Genomic DNA, 17,048 nt, shown 5'->3' with positions numbered 1-17,048 from the left:
CTTCAAGGCCCCATCGCTGGCAAGCCAGCTCCCACAGTGTCTGTGTCGTATACAAAATTCATGTACACCACTGATCCTGTGGGAGCTGGCTTGCCAGCGATGAGGCCAGCTCTGACACAACAAAACTCAGGGCTTGAAGCCCTGCCCCAGCAACCAACCGCGAACCATCCGCCCCTGCTCTACCGTTAACCCGGCCAACACTGAGTCGGCAGGTTCATTAACCAGCCGCCGCACCAACGGCGCCACCTCACCCCCCTGCACATGCCAGATCCCCAGCGGCTGATCCGCCGTAATCACCACGTCTGCCTCATCAACAAACCCGTCACGCAACACCGGCATTCGCTCGATCCGCAACGCCGAGAAATCCGCCGTCGCATGCGCCACTTGCGTATCCGGCCACTGCCTGCGCGCCTGCCAGAATGGTTGCCCGGCCCAACGCTGCTCATCGGCATAAAAATCCCGGCCAATCCGCGCAAAACGCAAAAACAATTGCTCGACCCGTTGCTGATGAAAGCGCTGCGCCAGCGCCGCACGCTCTGGTTTGCGCAGCAACGTGTTGATCACCACCGGCGCTTGCAACGCCGAAGACAGCGACTGAAAAATCCCGTTGCCTGACAACGGGTCTACCGCCATCGCCGCATCACCGACACGAATCCAGTTATCGCCACACACCTGCGCCGGCAAAATCGCCGTGCTGCTGCGCGCATGCAGTTGCGGGTCAATGGAGGGTGAATCAGCAAAGAATGCCCGGGCAAAATCCGAGGACTGGCGGCGCTCAAGACAGTAATCCAGCAACTGCGCCTTGCCCGGTAAATCGGCGCTGGCCACGTCAACCGTCCACTGCCAATAACACTGGCCGTCAGCTCGACGCGCCATCCACGCCCAACCATCCTCAAGACTCTCCACAGCACTGGCCGTCACGCCCGGCGCACCTTGCCAGCGATTGAGCAGGCTGACGGTCTCGGGCCCGCGCAGGCCTTTGCCGGGTGACGGTGCCTGACGCCCACGAGCCTCGACCAGAAAGTCCGCGAGCAACGTATCGCCGCCGTCCAGTTCGACCCGATGGCCGCTCGCCGAGGACTGCACACTCAACACTCGCCCCTCGATCAATTGGACACCGGCCAGGCGCATATCCTCACGCAGGCCGCGATCAAAGGTCGGTCGATCCAAAAGAAATTCGATGTTCTGCGCGTGCTGTTGCGCGTTCCACGCCACCTGGCGTTGTGACGGCAACGTTGCGTCCGCCAGCGCCTGATGCAGACCCGCACCGCGTAGTGCCTCCAGCACCCGTTGCGACACGCCTTCGAGTGCGGCAAATCTTCGCCAGTCGCTGATCAGCGTCACCGCGTAACCCAGCCGTCGCAACCCCAACGCCACCGCAGCGCCCGCCGGGCCAGCACCAAGAATCAGAATAGGCTTCATGGCCCGACACGCCGCTCAGGCCCGCGATAGCGGGCGTTGAGCCTCAGCCATTCGATGACCTCGGCATTGCCGGCGCGAGGATGTTCAAGCAGAAATCCAGCGATATGCCCGCTCAGCGCCGCACACCCGAGGCTGGCCCCGGATTGACCCGGATAGGTGCCATGCACGCACGCGGCAAAATCGGCCTGCGCACTGTCGAGCCACGACCACTGCGACTCGGTGCAACGGGCATCGCCGGTCACCCGCAACACCTGCGGATAACTCGCCGGATACACCGCCGCACCCTGCGCCGGGCTCGATGCGCAGAGCAAAACACCGCGCGCCACCGCCGCCGCACAGGCCTCGCGCAACAGGCTGCGATCCTGACGCAAGCCGAGGCTCAGATTGATCAGCCGCACGTCCTGCGTCACCAGCCAGTCAATCGCCGTGGCGATCTGCAACGCGCTGGTGACGCCTCGCTGATCGAACACCTGAGCCACACAGATCTGCGCTGCCGGCGCGCGATGACTGATCGCCTCGATCACTGCGCTGCCATGCCCCAGCGGATCGTCGCGCAGGTCGCCTCGGGCCAGACCATCCTCCAGCAACGAGAAACGCTGGCCCACGAGCACTTGCACCCGCTGCGCCGCCGAGTGTCCGCTGTCGACCACGCCGATGCGCAGCTCAGGCTTCATGCAACACCGCTTTGGACGTCAGCACGCCGTCGAGCAATTCAAAACGCAGGTCGGCATCGGCCAGTGTCGACGGTCGATGGCTGATCAGGATGCGCGTACGCCCGGCAAACAAGCGGTCAATGGCTTCGATCACTTCACGCTCGGTGGCTTCGTCGACAGCCGAAGTGGCTTCGTCGAGCACCAGAATCAATGGGTCCTGCAACAATGCGCGGGCAATCGCGATCCGCTGTTTTTGCCCGCCGGACAACTGCTGGCCGCGCTCGCCCAGCGGGCTGTCGAGACCTTCCGGCAACGATGCGATCAAGCTGTCGAGTTGCGCCAGCCGCGCCACTTCGGCGATAGCCTCGCGGCTCGCCTCCGGTACCGCGTAAGCGAGGTTATCGGCGAGGCTGCCGCGAAACAGCACGATGTCCTGACTGACCACGGCAATCCGTCGGCGCAGTTCGAACAGGTCCAGTTCACGCAGATCCACCTCACCCAACAACACCCGCCCGGACTGAGGATCGTGATGGCGTTGCAGCAGATCGATCAGCGTCGATTTGCCGACGCCGGAGCCACCGCTGAGCGCCACTTTCAAACCATACGCAATGGTCGCCTCGATCCCGTTCAACGTACTCGGACGCCCCGGATGGCTGAAGTGCACGTTATCGAATCGCAACTCTCCCGAGTCCGGCAATGGCCGTGGCGTTTGGGGCGAACGTACGGTGGGTTCCTCGCCGCGCAACTCCATGACCCGGCCAAGGCTGACGGTCATCCGTTGAATCGCCACGTACAACCCGAGCAGGCTCTGCACCGGCCCGACCGCCATGCCCAGATAAGTGGAAAACGCGATCAATGCGCCGAGTTGCCAGGTGCCCTGCACCACCCAATAACCGCCGATCAAAAACGCACAGGCACGGGACAGCGAAGTCAGCGTCCCCGGCACCGCTTGAGTGAAAAACTCGGTGACTTGCAGGCGCAGCAACTGATTCATGTAGCCCTGCCCCAGACTCTGCAGGCGCCGCGCTTCACGCTGCTGCTGACCGGCCGCTTGAATGAACTTCATCACCGGCAAAGTCTCGACCATGAACGAAGACATGTCCGCCGAACGCTCGCGCAATTGCCGCACATCGCGTTCGACTTTGCGCCGCATCCAGCGCAGCCACAACACGTCGAGCGGGATCAACACCAGCGCCAGCAGTGACAGTTTCCACGACAGAGTGAGGAGCATTGCAATCGCCACCACCAGCCCGATCACGCTGGAGACCGCGGAGAACAATGAGTCGACGGCAAAGCGCTGGATTTCCGCCACATCACCATCGAGTCGTGACATCAGATCGCCGATCCGCCGCTGTCCGTAGAAACTCGGCGACAGGGTTTGCAGATGCCGATATAGATCATCACGCAGGGCAAACAGAATCCGCCCGGACAGTCGCGTGTGCAGATAACGGTTGATCCCCGACAACACGGTACCGAGCAATCCGGCGATGATCATCAGCACCGCAATCAGCACCAGCATCGGAAAATTTCGCGCCAGCAAGCCATCGTCGATCAGCAGTTTGATCAGCCACGGTTGCACCAGCACCAGCAACGACGCACACACCGACAGCCCAAGCAGACCGGCAATCGCCAGCCGCTGCGGACGCACAAAACCGTAGAGCCAGCGCAATGCCGCTTGCAGCGCGGCAGGGTTCTGGCTGTCGATCAGCTTAACGATGAGGCGCTGCATCAGCAGCGCAACTGTTTGAGTTTGCGATACAGCGTCGCGCGGCTGATACCCAAGGCGTCGGCGGCGGCCGAGACGTTGCCCTGATGAGTGTCGAGGGACTGGCGGATCATCTCCAGTTCATTCTCGCGAATGCTCCCGGACTGCGGTTTGTCGGTGTCGGTCAGTTCGTCGAGCATGCTGTCGGGCAAATGGTCGAGGGTCAGCACAGTCTCGCCCGGCTCACGGATAGCCAGCGCGGTACGCAAGACCATTTCCAACTGGCGAATGTTGCCCGGCCAGTGATAGCCGCCGAGCAGTCGATTGAGGTCGTCATGCAACTTCACCTTCGGCGCATCGAGTTTTTCCAGCAGACGGGCGACCAGCGCGGCGAAATCATCACGCTCGCGCAAGGCGGGGAGCATTACGCTGATGCCGTTGACCCGGTAGAACAGGTCTTCGCGAAATTGTTTGTCGGCAACCAGTGTCTTGAGATCGCGGTGAGTGGCGCAGATCAGCGCGACGTCGATGTCTTGCTCTTCCCCCGCGCCGAGCGGCGCCACTTTGCGATCCTGCAACACCCGCAGCAGACGTGCCTGAAGGGCCAGCGGCATGTCGCCGATTTCATCGAGGAACAGCATGCCGCCGTGGGCCTGTTGCAGGCGCCCGATCATGCCGCCACGGCGCGATCCGGTGAACGCCCCTTCGCGGTAGCCGAACAGTTCCGACTCGATCAGGCCTTCAGGAATCGCCGCGCAATTCACCGCCACAAACGGTTTGTCGCAACGGCTGCCAGCCATGTGCAGGGCACGGGCGATAACTTCTTTACCGGTGCCGGTTTCGCCGAGCAGCAACACCGGCAATTCGTTGGCCAGACCTTGGCGGGCCATGCGCAGCGCTCGGGCGTAACGGGCATTGCTGCCGGCCAGCGCGTCGAGATCCGGTTGCGCTTTGGCGGCTTTCGCCACGCTGCGAGGTGGTCCGCCGAGGTTGACTGAACGCGCCGGGGCACGCAGGGTTTTGTAGAAAAATTCGCCCTTGGCGGTTTGTAGACTGCCGATGCCGCCCTGCTGCAGACGGGTCAGCAGTTGCACGCCATCGACTCCGAGAAACTCCTCACAACGCCTGCCGACCAGCGCCGAACGTTCGGCCCGCAACAACTGACAGGCCTGCGCGCTGACCGCGAGAATCTGCCCGCCGAGGCTGACGGCGATCAAGCCTTGCCACGGCGATTCGAGGTACTGCCGACGACTGTGGAACGCCAGCACGATCTGATCAGGGAAACTGTTGTTGAACACCCGACTCTCGATCTGGCTGACCGCCATGCTCAGCAACGCGGTGCTGTCATGCACACGGCCGAGCGGGCCTTCGCGAGTCAGGTCGAGAACCCCGAGAATGTCGCCCTGCGGGCAATAGATAGGCACCGAAGTGCAGGAGAAATCGGTGAGACGGTCGAGGTAATGTTCGCCGCAGTCGATCAGGGTTGGCCGGGCTTCGACCAGCGCAGTGCCGAGTGCATTGGTGCCGCGAGCGGCCTCGCTCCAGCAGGCGCCGAGGGTGATGTCTTGCAGGCCACTGCCCTTGAGTCGGTCAGCGCGGCCTTCGACTGCGAGAATCGTCGCGTCGGCGTTGGCGAGGATGATCAGGCCTTCCTTGCCCTGGCGTTCGGCGAGGTAATCGATGGCCGGGATCGCGGCGTCAATCAGCAGGCGATTGCTTGCCAGCAACACCTCAAGACTGGCGCTCGATTCCAGCGCCAGCTCATGTTTGCCATTGAAGTGCACGCCGTGGCTCAGACTGCGGCGCCACGAAGCATCGATCTCTGCACGCAACACGCCATCAGGCACCTGGCCTTCCAGATGCAGCTTCTCCCGGGCGAGCCGGGCTTCAGGGTGAGACTTGGGATCGGTTGTTTTTATTAAAGTCATCAAGCGCTCCGGAGCGGTCCGCTTTGCGCTTTTATTATTTCAGCGCCCTGGCGCCAATCTTTACGTTAACGTCAGGGCGATGGCAAGCACCGTAGGGCGCTTGTGTTCCTTCATGTGGATCGCGTCATCGTTTATCGCTGGCAAGCCAGCTCCCACAGGGTTCAGCGTTGAGCACAAATTTTGTATTCAACTGCGATGCCTGTGGGAGCTGGCTTGCCAGCGATGGCGTCCTGTCAGATCACACCAATCTCAGACCTGCCAAACCTCGCCATTTACAAAAAACGCCCGCGCATTGTCTTCAAGACTTTCCAGGTGATAACCGCCCTCCTGCACAATCAGGCACGGCAAGCCAAGGCTGCGAATCCGCTCGCCCAGCGCAGCAAAACCTTCACGGGTGACCGCGACTTTGCTCTGCGGGTCCAGCTCATAAATATCGAAGCCCAACGACAGCACCAACACCTCGGCGCCGAACTCGCGCACCGCTGTCAGTGCCACTTCCAGTTGACCAAGAAAATCCGCCTCGCTCGCACCATGCGCCATCGGCAGATTGAGATTGAAGCCCTCCCCCGCACCCGCGCCACGCTCGTCGGCAAACCCGGCCACGCCCGGGTAGAAGTTGGTTGGATCGCCATGCACCGAGACGTACAGCACGTCATCACGGTCGTAGAAAATCTCCTGAATGCCTTGACCGTGGTGCATATCGGTGTCGAGCACTGCGACTTTGTCGAACTTGTCGCGCAGCACCTGCGCTGCCACTGCCGCGTTGTTCACGTAGCAGAATCCACCAGCCGCTTCGGCGCGGGCATGGTGACCCGGCGGACGGCACAGGGCATACGCCGCCGGCTCACCATCAATCAACGCCCGGGCGCCAGCCACTGCGCTTTGCGCCGACCAATAGGCCGAGCGCCAGGTCTGCTCACCCACCGGGCAACTGCCATCCGCCAGATAACGCGCGGCTTGCGCGAGGATGCCGCGCAGGGCATTCGGTTCGCGAACGAAGATGTTCGACATGACTTCGTCGCCCCAGTCTTCAGGGATTTCCTTCCAGTGTGCGTGAGCTTCCTGGAGGAAGGTCAGGTATGGCGCGCCGTGTACCGCCAGCAAGGGGGCGAGACCGGCGTCGGTTGGTTGCTCGACGCTGAAACCCAGATTGTGAGCAGCTTGAACCAGGCGCTGTGCACGTTCAGGGACTTCTTGCGGTGTGCGCATCTGGCCACGGGAGTAGTAACTGCGTGGATGGTGGAGCAATTGTTCGGGATGGAAAAAACTGCGCATGGGATGAATTCCTGTCAGTCAACGAATGCGTTCAACTGTAGGAGCTAGCCTGCTAGCGATTGCGTCCAGTCAGTCACCGAAAATATTGGATGACATACCGCTATCGCTAGCAGGCTAGCTCCCACAGGGGGTTGGGGCTTTATTCGGATATTTCGGCGCGGGCTAGGACGGCGTTGAGCAGCACGTCGGTGCCTTGTCGCACATCCTCGGGCAACACGTCTTCGGCTTCGTTATGGCTCAGGCCACCGACACACGGGATGAACACCATCGCCGTAGGGCAATAACGTGCGAGCAGAATCGCGTCATGCCCGGCACCGCTGACAATCGATTGCTGAGCGTAGCCCAGCGCGTCCACCGCCTCTTGCACCGCCGCCACGCACTCGGCGTCGAACGGTGTCGCCGGGCTGATCCAGTGCGGAGTTATGGTCAGGTTCAAACCGCGTTCATCGGCAATCGCCTGCAAGCGCATGCGCACTTGCTGTTCCATCTCGGCGATGGCGTTGTCACGGTGATGCCGTAGATCGACAGTGAAATTCACCAACCCTGGAATGGTGTTGCGCGACGATTTGTTGATGCTCAATTCGCCGACAGTGGTCAGACCTTGCGGCGCAAAATCGGTGGCCAGCGTTTCAATCGCCTGAATCATCCTTGCCACGCCATACAACGCGTCTTTGCGCAGCGGCATCGGCGTGGTGCCGGCATGCGCTGCCATGCCTTCGACGCGCACATCGAGCCAGCGAATCGCTTGGCCACCCGTCACCACACCAATGCTTTTCGCATTGTCTTCGAGGATCGGACCTTGCTCGATGTGCGCTTCGAAATACGCATCCACCGCGCCGCCCAATGGCCGATCACCCGCGTAACCGAGGCGCTGCAATTCTTCGGCAACGCTGATGCCATTGGCATCACGCACGGCCAACGCAGCCTCCAGATCCATGATTCCGGTAAACACCGCCGAGCCGAACATCGCCGGGGTGAAGCGTGCGCCCTCCTCGTTGGTCCACACCGCGACTTCCAGCGGTTTGCGGGTTTTGATCTTCTGATCGTTGAGGCAACGCACCACTTCGAGCCCGGCGAGTACGCCGTAGACACCGTCGAATCGACCGCCCTCAGGTTGGGTGTCGAGGTGGCTGCCCATCATCACCGGCGCGGCGTCCGGGTCAGTGCCGGGGCGGCGGGCGAACAGGTTGCCAATGGCATCGACGCTCAGGCTCATGCCCGCCTCACGGCACCAGTGGGCAAACAGTTCGCGGCCTGCCATGTCTTCATCGCTCAACGCCAGACGGCAACTGCCGCCGCGAGCCGTCGCGCCGATTTCGGCCATCGCCATCAGGCTTGCCCACAGGCGTTCGCCATTAATTTTCAACATGAGATTTCTCCTGGAATTCGGGATCAGGCCTCAGCCATTTCTGCGCGATGGGCGCTGGCATGGCGACGAGCGAGGGACAGCACGCAGATCAGCGAAACTGCGGCGATCAGGCTGTAGAACACCGCCAACGGCCACCACTGCCCGCTGAATTTATGCGCGAGCAAGGTGCCCACCAGCGGCGTCAGACCACCCGCCACCGCGCCGCAAATCTGATAGGCCAGCGAGATCGCCGTGTAACGCACGCGGGTCTCGAACATGCCGCTGACGTAACCGGCAATCACCGCATAGAACGAAGCCATGCACACCACCGCCAGGGCGATGCCGAGGATGATCAGCGGAGCCTGCGCCGAACTCACCAGCACAAACATCGGGTATGGCGAGGCCATCGCCAGCAGCGACATCAGACACAGAAACCGCGTAGCGCCGATCTTCTCCGCCGTCCACGCCGCCAGCGGCTGAACGCAGAACTGGATGATCGCGACGAAGAACAGGCATTCCAGAATCAGCGAGCGTGGCAGCGCCAGTTGTTGCGTGGTGTAGGCGATCATGAAGGTATTGGTGAAATACACCCCGGCGATCCCCAGCGTGTTGGCGCCGATGCACAGCAGCAGCGGACGCCACGCAGTACGCAGAACTTCCATCACCGGCGCCTGTTCTTTGCGCGTCTCTTTACTCGCTTGCTCACGGCTGGCGAGGAATTCCGGCGACTCATTCACCCCCAGACGAATCGCCAGACCAACCACCAGCAACAGCGCACTGGCGAGGAACGGCAGACGCCAGCCCCAGCTCATCAAGTCTTCTTCTGGCAGACGTGTTACGGCACTGAACGCCAGCAGCGAAAGGATCAAACCTGCCGGGCTACCGAGCTGAGCGAACGATGCAAAGAAATTGCGCCGGCCCTTCGGCGCATGCTCGCCGGCCATCAATACCGCGCCGCCCCACTCGCCGCCGACGGCGATACCCTGGACCACGCGCAACACAATCAACAACACCGGGGCGGCAGCGCCGATCTGTGCGTAAGTCGGCAGCAGACCAATGCACACCGTGACCACGCCCATCATCAACAGCGTGATGATCAGCGATTTCTTGCGGCCGATCCGGTCACCGATGTGGCCAAATATGATCCCGCCCAACGGCCGCGCAAAGAAGCCCACGGCGAACGTACCGAACGCAGCCATGGTGCTGAACAGTGGATCATCGGAGGGGAAAAACAGTGCGCCGAACACCAGCGCAGCGGCAGTGGCGTAGATGTAAAAATCGTACCACTCGATCATGGTGCCGATGAAGGCAGCGGCGGCCGCACGGCGCGGCTGATTCGAAGCGTGGGGCTTCATGGGTCGGGCTCCTTTTGATTTGTTTTTGGCAGGAGGAAAACGCTAAATCCGCGGCACTCTGAAGGTGCCTGTCTGGGGGTGATTTATCGTCTTGGGGCTATGATTAGTCAATTTTCTATTTATTATTCCGACTATTACGCAGACTTATAATCAAGGAATCCAGAGCCGCCATGGCCGAACGTGATGTACAACGACTGCTGAATGACCGCCTCGATTGGAACCTGTTACGCACCTTCCGAGTGATCGGCCAGGAACTGAGCATCAGCCGCGCCGCTGCGCGTCTGCACCTGACGCAACCGGCGGTGAGCCAAGCGCTCAAGCGTCTGGAGGAACAGTTGGGTCGGCAATTGATCGCTCGCCGGGGGCCGCGCTTTGCCCTGACCGAAGTCGGCGAACAGATCTTCGAACTGGCCGGTGAAATCTACGGGCAGATGTCGCAGGTCAGCAGCCTGCTGGAGCAACCGGCAGACGAGGTGATCGGCAAGGTGCGCCTGCTGATCATCAGCCGGATATTTTCCGAGCGCTTCGACGACTTCCTCGCTGACTTTCACCGCCAGTATCCACGGGTGGATCTGGAGGTCGATGTGATGCGCAGTTCGGACATCGTCAGCGCCTTGCAGGAGAAAACCGCGACCCTTGGCTTGAGCCTCAATCGACGGCCGCAACCGCGTCTGGAGCAGCGCCTGTTCCTGCGCCAGCGCTATGCGTTTTTCTGTGGCAAGCATCATGCGTTGTTTGGTCGCGAAGACGTCAGCGAAGGCGATTTGCAACGCGAGAATTTCGTCAGTTTCACCAGCGACCAGATCGGCGGCATGCTTTCGCCGCTGACGATTTTTCGTGATCAACAAGGCTTCAGCGGACGCATTGTTGCGTCATCGCCGAGCCTCGAAGAAGTGCGCCGACTGGTGATTGCCGGGTTCGGTATCGGCTGTCTGCCGGAGCATGTGGTCGCGGCAGACGTCGAAGCCGGATTGCTCTGGCGCCTGCCGCCGCACGAAGGGATTGCCGATGTCGATATCCATTTGCTGTGGAACCGCGATCAGCGCATGAGCCGCGCCGAAACGCTGTTCATCGAACGCTTGCAGGCCTGTCTGGCGGATCAGTAACCGAGCCGCCTATCTGCGCTGTTAAGCAATGGTTCGCCGCTATTGAGTCGCCGAAAGTTCTCGGCAATCTGCTCGGCGATGCAATCGTGGGACGCTGCCGAAGCCATGTGTGGAGTGATGGTGACGCCCGGGGTTTTCCATAATGGATGCTCGGCGGGCAGCGGTTCCTGCTCGAACACATCGAGCATCGCACCGCGCAGTTTTCCTCGTTTCAGGGCCTGTTGCAGATCCTCGATATTGAGGTGTGCGCCGCGTCCGACATTGACCAATGCGGCACCGTTGGCCAACCGCTCGAAGGTCTGCTGATTGAGGATGCCCCGGGTTTCATCGGTCAGCGGCAACAGGTTGATCAGCAACTCCACACCGTCCAGAAAACCATTGAAGCTTTCGGCACCTGCGAAAGTTTGCACGCCGGGCAAATCCTTGCTGCTGCGCGCCCAGCCACGTACCGCGTAACCGGCGGCGGCCAGATCCAGCGCAATCGCACTCCCCAGCGAACCGAGACCCATCACACCGATTCTGAACTGGCTGGCCGGACGTTGCAGCGGTCGCTCCCAGTGCTGCTGTCGTTGCTGCGCCAGCACTTGATCGAAGCCGCGATGATAGTGAATCACCGCCCAGCGCACGTACTCGGTCATGCCCTGCCGGTGGCCGGGATCGACCACCCGGCACACTGGCAGATCCGGGCACGATGGATCGTGCTCCAGATGATCGATCCCCGCCGCCACCGAGTGAATCACTTGCAGATTGGACAACTTGGCAAGGCTGCCCGGCAATGGAAACCAGCAGGCGGCGACCTGCGCATTTTTTGCTTGCGGGTCTTCGGCCAGTACCGCTGTGAGATGCGGCGCGCTGCGAGCGAACGCTTCCTGCAATTGCTTGAGCAACAGTGTGTCGCGGGACAACAGAGCAACGGTGTTCATGAAAGGTAGGACTCGCGCTGGGATTCGATCAAGGTCAAAGCGGCCCCCCAGGCCAGGTCGATGATGTTGTCCTGCTCATCGCGGTCAAACTGTTCGGCGGTGTGCGCGCAGATTTCCGGTGATGGAAAATGCAGCTCCGAACCACCGGCCAATGCCGCGACCTGAGCCTGACAGGCGCGCTCGAGAAAATGGATTTCCTGAAATGCCTGAGCGACGCCAGAACCGCCGACCAACAAGCCGTGATTGCGCAAAATCATCGCCCGATGCGGGCCGAGATCGGCGATCAAACGGTCGCGCTCATCCAGCGACAAGGCGATGCCTTCGTAGGTGTGATAAGCAAGTTTCCCGTAGAACTTCAGGGCGTGCTGACTGATCGGCAATAGCCCGTGTTTCTGCGCTGCGACCGCCATGCCAGCGGCTGTATGGGTGTGGATCACGCAGTTAAGATCTTCCCGCGCCATGTGGATCGCCGAGTGAATCACGAAACCTGCGGCGTTGACCCGATGCCCGGCGTATTCGGGATCGACGATGTTGCCGTCCTGATCGATGCGCACCAGATCCGAGGCGCGCATGCGGTCGAAAATCACCCCGTAACGGTTGATCAGAAAGTGATGCTCCGGGCCTGGAATGCGCAGAGTGATGTGGGTGTCGATCAGGTCGGTCATGCGAAAGTGCGCGATCAAGCGATACAGCGCTGCGAGTTCACAGCGGGCTTGCCATTCGATCGGATCGATGTGGGTGGGTTTACTCACGAATACACCTCTTTACTGGAATGAAGGACGACCGGGTTGGCGCGCAGGCGAGCGAGGCCGCACACCCCGATCAACGACACGGCAGACAGCAGGCTGAAGAACACCGCCAGCGGCAGCCATTGCCCGGAGAATTTACTGGCGAGCAGCGTGCCGATCAGCGGCGTAGTGCCACCGGCCAGCGCGCAGCTCAACTGATAAGCGATAGAGATTCCCGAGTAGCGCAGGTGCACCGGGAACGCCTGGGTCATGTAACCGGCAATCACTGCGTACAAGGCCGAGAGAATGACCACGGCGAGGGCGATGCCGAGAGTCATCAGCACGATGTTCTGCGTGCCGACCAGCAGGAACATCGGGTACGGCGTGACGATGCACAACAACGCGACGAACATCAGAAACCGGCCTTCACCGATACGCTCGGCGAGCAGTGCCGACAGCGGTTGCGAGAGCAGTTGAATGATCGTTACCAGAAACAGGCAATCGAGAATCGTCGCCCGGGGAATGCCCTGATATTGGGTGACGTAAGTGATCATGAAGGTGTTGGTGAAGAAGAACCCCGCCGAGCCAATAGTGACTGCGGCAGCGGCGAACAGGATCTGCCGCCAGCATTGACGAATCACGTCTTTCACCGGGTATTGCGCGGTTTCGTTGTTGTCCCGGACTTTGGCGAACTCCGGCGATTCGTGTACGCCAGAACGGATCATCAGCCCGACCATCATCAGCACACCGCTGGCGAGAAACGGCAGACGCCAACCCCAGGCGAGAAACTCTTCCGGCTCCAGTGACGTCACCAGACGGAACGCGATCAACGCCAGTAACAAACCTGCCGGGCTACCGAGTTGCGCGAAGGATGCGTAAAACGTTTTGCGCTTGGCCGGCGCGTGTTCGCTGGCCATCAGCACTGCCCCACCCCATTCGCCACCAACGGAAATACCCTGGATCAAGCGCAGCACAATCAAACCAATCGGCGCCCAGATTCCGACGCTGGCGTAACTCGGCAGCAGACCGATGCCGGCGGTGGCGAGTCCCATCAGCGCCATGGTCACCAGAAGCATTTTCTTGCGTCCGAGGCGATCACCCAGATGACCGAAGACCATGCCCGCCATTGGCCGTGCAATGAAACCAACGGCGAAACTGCCGAATGCGGCCATGGTGCTGGTCACCGGATCGCTGCTGGGAAAGAACACTTGGCCGAGCACCAGTGCGGCGGCTGTGGCGTAGATGTAGAAGTCGTAAAACTCGATGGTCGTGCCAATGAAGGCAGCGGCCGCGGCGCGACGCGGCTGAGCGGTGGTGTGCATGCAAGAACCCTGTGTATTTATAGTTTTGGGCAGGTGTCGAGGCGGCTGACGGTCACGCTCTGTGGCGCTTGTGGGCTTTATCGCTTCCGTGACAGGATTAGTCAATTTTCAAAAACTTAAGCTAACTATTAGCGCTGCTACTACCTGGAGTTTTCGTGACTTCCACTTCCAACCCGTGGGTCGGCCGGCGTTTTCTCAATGACCGGCTGGACTGGAACCTGCTGCGCACCTATCTGGTGATCGGTCAGGAAGGCAGCATGAGCCGCGCCGCCGCACGCCTGCACATCACGCAGTCGGCAGTCAGCCAGGCGTTGAAACGCCTCGAAGAACAATTGGATTGTGTGTTGATCGCGCGCAGCGGACGGCGTTTTGAGCTGACCGAAACCGGCGAAGAGGTGCTGCGTATTGCCGTGGACATCTACGGCGATATCTCACGGTTGGGCACGGTGGTCGAGAACCGCCATGACGATGTGGTCGGCAAGATCCGTATCCTTACCGTCAGCGGCGTGCAGGCGCGGCATTACGACGAGTTCCTCGCTGACTTCCATGAAACTCATCCGAAAATCGAGCTGGAAGTCGAGGTGATGGGCAGCTCGAACATCATCAGTTCATTGCTGCAAAAAACCGCCACGGTGGGGGTTGGGCTGTGTCGTTTGCCACAACCGCGACTGGAGCAGCGGGTATTGTTTCGCGAGACTTATGCGTACTTTTGCGGACAGCGTCATCGACTTTTCGGACAACAGAATCTGACGCTTCAAGAGCTGGCGGCAGAAAACTTCGTCAGCTTCACCAGCGATCAACTGGGTGGCAACCTGTCGCCATTGACGCTGTTTCGCGACCAGCAGGGATTCACCGGCAAGATCGTCGCGTCTTCCACCAGTTTCGAAGAAATTTACCGGTTGATCTGTGCAGGATTCGGTATCGGCTGTTTGCCGACGCATCTGGTGCGGCGCGATGTCGAGCAGGGTCTGTTGTGGCGTTTGCCGCCGGAGGACGGCGTGGTGGATTTCGATATTCAACTGCTGTGGAATCGCGAGCAGAAGATGACTCAGGCTGAAACGGTGTTCCTCGACAGCTTCCAGCACATGCTCAGCTTGCGTGAGCCTGTGCTGTGAAGCTGTTGCCGGTCAGACGTGCGGATCGCCCGGCGCCTTGGTCGGGGTCGCATATTCAGGCTTGAGGTGGCCGTCCTGATCGAGTAACCAGGCATCCATGATCTGCCGCACTACCGGGCCTGCCACACGACCACCCGCTTCACCGTTCTCAATCATCACCGAAATCACGATCTTCGGATGCTCCGCCGGGGCGAAGCCGACGAACAAGGCGTTGTCGCGGTGGCGTTCAAGGGTTTTCGCGCGGTTGTAGCGTTCGCCCTGCTTGATCGCTACCACTTGTGCGGTACCGCTCTTGCCAGCGATGCGGTATTGAGCACCCACCGCTGCCGCCCGCGCAATACCACGGGCATCGTGCATCACCATCTGCATGCCGTGGTTGACCTGTTCCCAGTCATGCGGATTCTTCAACAGAATGTTCGGTATCGGATGCTCGTCTACCGGCGCTACACCGTCGACAGTCTTCGCCAGGTGCGGACGATTCCACACGCCCTTGTTGGCGATCAATGCGGTCGCTTGAGCCAGTTGCAGCGGCGTCACCTGCATGTAGCCCTGACCGATACCGAGGATTACCGTTTCGCCCGGGAACCATGCCTGACGGCGCGTGGCGCGCTTCCAGGCTTGAGACGGCATCAGACCGGAGGATTCTTCGAACATATCCAGCGAAACCTTTTCGCCGAGGCCGAACATCGCCATGTAGTCGTGCAGGCGGTCGATACCGAGTTTGTGGGCCAGATCGTAGAAGTAGGTGTCGTTGGAACGCATGATCGCTGCGTCCATATCTACCCAGCCATCGCCGCTGTGGTTCCAGTTGCGGTACTTGTGATCGAAGTCCGGCAATTGGTAATACCCCGGATCGAAGACCCGGGTTTGTGGCGTGACCACGCCGCTGTCGAGACCGGCAATTGCCACTTCCGGCTTGATCGTCGAACCCGGTGCGTACAGACCGCGTAGAACACGGTTGAACAGTGGCCGGTCGATAGAGTCGCGCAGTGCCGAGTATTCCTTGGAGCTGATACCGGTCACGAACAGATTCGGGTCGAAACTCGGGTTACTGACCATGGCCAGCACTTCACCGGTGGATGGATCGAGGGCCACTACTGAACCGCGACGATCACCCAGAGCCGCCTCGGCAGCTTCTTGCAGTTTGACGTCGAGGCTCAGGACGATGTTTTTCCCTGGCACCGGATCGGTGTGTTTCAGAACCCGCAGTACCCTGCCCTGGGCGTTGGTTTCGACTTCCTCATAACCAACATGGCCGTGCAGTTGAGGCTCGTAGAAACGCTCGATACCGGTCTTGCCTACGGATTGGGTGCCGCGGTACTCCACGGAGTCGAGGGTCTTGGATTCTTTTTCGTTGATACGGCCGACATAGCCAATCGAATGGGCAAAGTGCGGGCCGAGTGGGTAGTGACGGACAAATTGTGGCTCAACATCGAGGCCCGGTAGACGGAACTCGTTGACCGCCAGTACTGCGATCTGTTCTTCAGTCAGCTCATAGAACAGCGTCACCGGCACAAAGGGGTGACGCGACTGCTTCATGGCTTTGTCGAACACCGTACGATCTTCAGCGGGCAGGTGCAGGAGGTTAACGACCTCGTCCAGTTCCTGATTGACGTCGGTGGCGCGCTCGCGGGTGATGATCAGGTTGTAGCTGGGGCGATTATCGGCGAGCAATATTCCGTTGCGATCATAGATCAGCCCACGCGTCGGCGGGATCGGCAAGACGTGAACGCGGTTGTTCTCGGAGATGGTCGAGTGGTAGTCGAACTCCACCACTTGCAGGATGTACATGCGCACCACCAGCGCACAGCTGACGGCGAAAACGAACAAGGCGCAGGCGATCAACCTCTTGTTGACCAGCCGCGTCTCTTTTTCGTGATCCTTGATCGGGATTGGTTCTGGCATTTCTACAACAACTCTTTAACAAAGAATGTGTGCCGATCCGTGGGCATGTCATCAATCCGTTAAAAAACGAGCTGCACCATACCAAAAACCGAGCGGTCACTTCAGCGCGATTTTCCCGAATGGCAGTCCTGGCGACGGCTGGGGTCGACGTTTAGATCGAAATCGGCTTGCCAGGAACTTTCTCGCAGGCAAAACAAAACCCCAACTGCTTTCGCAATTGGGGTTTCGGAATTTAATCTTGACGATGACCTACTCTCACATGG

Annotated in this window: 13 protein-coding genes; 2 read left to right on the top strand and 11 right to left on the bottom strand. The window is 60.3% G+C overall.

Annotated features, from left to right (window positions below; all coding sequences use genetic code 11):
* Positions 1 to 126: 126 nt before the first annotated feature.
* The 7 genes from ACIOZM_RS24020 to ACIOZM_RS23990 form a co-directional block, all read right to left on the bottom strand.
* Positions 127 to 1,422, bottom strand: coding sequence for an FAD-dependent monooxygenase (locus tag ACIOZM_RS24020; protein ID WP_401218137.1), 1,296 nt, complete (start codon positions 1,420 to 1,422; stop codon positions 127 to 129).
* A complete protein-coding gene (locus tag ACIOZM_RS24015) occupies positions 1,419 to 2,096 on the bottom strand; it encodes a S8 family serine peptidase (RefSeq protein ID WP_401218135.1) in 678 nt (225 codons plus the stop codon). The genes ACIOZM_RS24020 and ACIOZM_RS24015 overlap by 4 nt, the downstream gene beginning before the upstream one ends.
* Positions 2,086 to 3,804: an ABC transporter ATP-binding protein gene (locus tag ACIOZM_RS24010; RefSeq protein WP_401218132.1), complete on the bottom strand. Its 1,719-nt coding sequence runs from the start codon at positions 3,802 to 3,804 to the stop codon at positions 2,086 to 2,088. The genes ACIOZM_RS24015 and ACIOZM_RS24010 overlap by 11 nt, the downstream gene beginning before the upstream one ends.
* Complete coding sequence (locus ACIOZM_RS24005; RefSeq protein ID WP_401218130.1) at positions 3,804 to 5,708, bottom strand: sigma-54-dependent Fis family transcriptional regulator; 1,905 nt, start codon at positions 5,706 to 5,708, stop codon at positions 3,804 to 3,806. Before ACIOZM_RS24005 ends, ACIOZM_RS24010 begins: the two co-directional genes overlap by 1 nt.
* Positions 5,709 to 5,957: 249 nt before the next feature.
* Positions 5,958 to 6,983: a histone deacetylase family protein gene (locus ACIOZM_RS24000; protein ID WP_401218127.1), complete on the bottom strand. Its 1,026-nt coding sequence runs from the start codon at positions 6,981 to 6,983 to the stop codon at positions 5,958 to 5,960.
* A gap of 139 nt (positions 6,984 to 7,122) precedes the next feature.
* Entirely contained in the window at positions 7,123 to 8,352 is a 1,230-nt protein-coding gene (locus ACIOZM_RS23995) for a Zn-dependent hydrolase (RefSeq protein WP_401218124.1), read from the bottom strand.
* A 23-nt stretch (positions 8,353 to 8,375) separates the two neighbouring features.
* A complete protein-coding gene (locus tag ACIOZM_RS23990; RefSeq protein WP_401218121.1) occupies positions 8,376 to 9,686 on the bottom strand; it encodes an MFS transporter in 1,311 nt (436 codons plus the stop codon).
* 170 nt (positions 9,687 to 9,856) lie between these two features.
* Between ACIOZM_RS23990 and ACIOZM_RS23985 the strand changes: the two genes are divergently transcribed.
* Positions 9,857 to 10,792, top strand: a complete 936-nt coding sequence (locus ACIOZM_RS23985) for a LysR family transcriptional regulator (protein WP_401218119.1) — start codon at positions 9,857 to 9,859, stop codon at positions 10,790 to 10,792.
* Here the strand turns inward: ACIOZM_RS23985 and ACIOZM_RS23980 are convergent.
* From ACIOZM_RS23980 to ACIOZM_RS23970, 3 genes are read right to left on the bottom strand one after another with little or no spacing between them, the layout of a single operon-like run.
* Positions 10,786 to 11,715, bottom strand: a complete 930-nt coding sequence (locus tag ACIOZM_RS23980) for a 2-hydroxyacid dehydrogenase (RefSeq protein WP_401218116.1) — start codon at positions 11,713 to 11,715, stop codon at positions 10,786 to 10,788. The genes ACIOZM_RS23985 and ACIOZM_RS23980 overlap by 7 nt on opposite strands.
* Positions 11,712 to 12,467: a class II aldolase/adducin family protein gene (locus ACIOZM_RS23975; protein WP_401218114.1), complete on the bottom strand. Its 756-nt coding sequence runs from the start codon at positions 12,465 to 12,467 to the stop codon at positions 11,712 to 11,714. Before ACIOZM_RS23975 ends, ACIOZM_RS23980 begins: the two co-directional genes overlap by 4 nt.
* Complete coding sequence (locus ACIOZM_RS23970) at positions 12,464 to 13,765, bottom strand: MFS transporter (protein ID WP_401218111.1); 1,302 nt, start codon at positions 13,763 to 13,765, stop codon at positions 12,464 to 12,466. Before ACIOZM_RS23970 ends, ACIOZM_RS23975 begins: the two co-directional genes overlap by 4 nt.
* Before the next feature lie 155 nt (positions 13,766 to 13,920).
* On the opposite strand from ACIOZM_RS23970, the gene ACIOZM_RS23965 reads away from it, so the two are divergent.
* Positions 13,921 to 14,880 (top strand): LysR family transcriptional regulator, encoded by a 960-nt coding sequence (locus ACIOZM_RS23965; RefSeq protein ID WP_401218109.1) that lies wholly within the window; start codon positions 13,921 to 13,923, stop codon positions 14,878 to 14,880.
* Positions 14,881 to 14,892: 12 nt separating this feature from the next.
* On the opposite strand, the gene mrdA is transcribed toward ACIOZM_RS23965, so the two are convergent.
* Complete coding sequence (mrdA, locus tag ACIOZM_RS23960) at positions 14,893 to 16,785, bottom strand: penicillin-binding protein 2 (protein WP_401218107.1); 1,893 nt, start codon at positions 16,783 to 16,785, stop codon at positions 14,893 to 14,895.
* Between the last annotated feature and the right edge of the window lie 263 nt (positions 16,786 to 17,048).

The organism is Pseudomonas sp. NPDC087346 (assembly GCF_044744235.1).
In the GTDB taxonomy this organism is placed as follows: Bacteria; Pseudomonadota; Gammaproteobacteria; order Pseudomonadales; family Pseudomonadaceae; genus Aquipseudomonas.
Note: the sequence above shows the minus strand (reverse complement) of the source record. Positions and strands in the feature narration are given on the sequence as shown.

Bases quoted from the DNA above. Each gene is read 5' to 3' on its own strand.
- ACIOZM_RS24020 (WP_401218137.1), bottom strand. From the start codon at position 1,422: ATGAAGCCTATTCTGATTCTTGGTGCTGGCCCGGCGGGCGCTGCGGTG.
- ACIOZM_RS24015 (WP_401218135.1), bottom strand. From the start codon at position 2,096: ATGAAGCCTGAGCTGCGCATCGGCGTGGTCGACAGCGGACACTCGGCG.
- ACIOZM_RS24010 (WP_401218132.1), bottom strand. From the start codon at position 3,804: ATGCAGCGCCTCATCGTTAAGCTGATCGACAGCCAGAACCCTGCCGCG.
- ACIOZM_RS24005 (WP_401218130.1), bottom strand. From the start codon at position 5,708: ATGACTTTAATAAAAACAACCGATCCCAAGTCTCACCCTGAAGCCCGG.
- ACIOZM_RS24000 (WP_401218127.1), bottom strand. From the start codon at position 6,983: ATGCGCAGTTTTTTCCATCCCGAACAATTGCTCCACCATCCACGCAGT.
- ACIOZM_RS23995 (WP_401218124.1), bottom strand. From the start codon at position 8,352: ATGTTGAAAATTAATGGCGAACGCCTGTGGGCAAGCCTGATGGCGATG.
- ACIOZM_RS23990 (WP_401218121.1), bottom strand. From the start codon at position 9,686: ATGAAGCCCCACGCTTCGAATCAGCCGCGCCGTGCGGCCGCCGCTGCC.
- ACIOZM_RS23985 (WP_401218119.1), top strand. From the start codon at position 9,857: ATGGCCGAACGTGATGTACAACGACTGCTGAATGACCGCCTCGATTGG.
- ACIOZM_RS23980 (WP_401218116.1), bottom strand. From the start codon at position 11,715: ATGAACACCGTTGCTCTGTTGTCCCGCGACACACTGTTGCTCAAGCAA.
- ACIOZM_RS23970 (WP_401218111.1), bottom strand. From the start codon at position 13,765: ATGCACACCACCGCTCAGCCGCGTCGCGCCGCGGCCGCTGCCTTCATT.
- mrdA (WP_401218107.1), bottom strand. From the start codon at position 16,785: ATGCCAGAACCAATCCCGATCAAGGATCACGAAAAAGAGACGCGGCTG.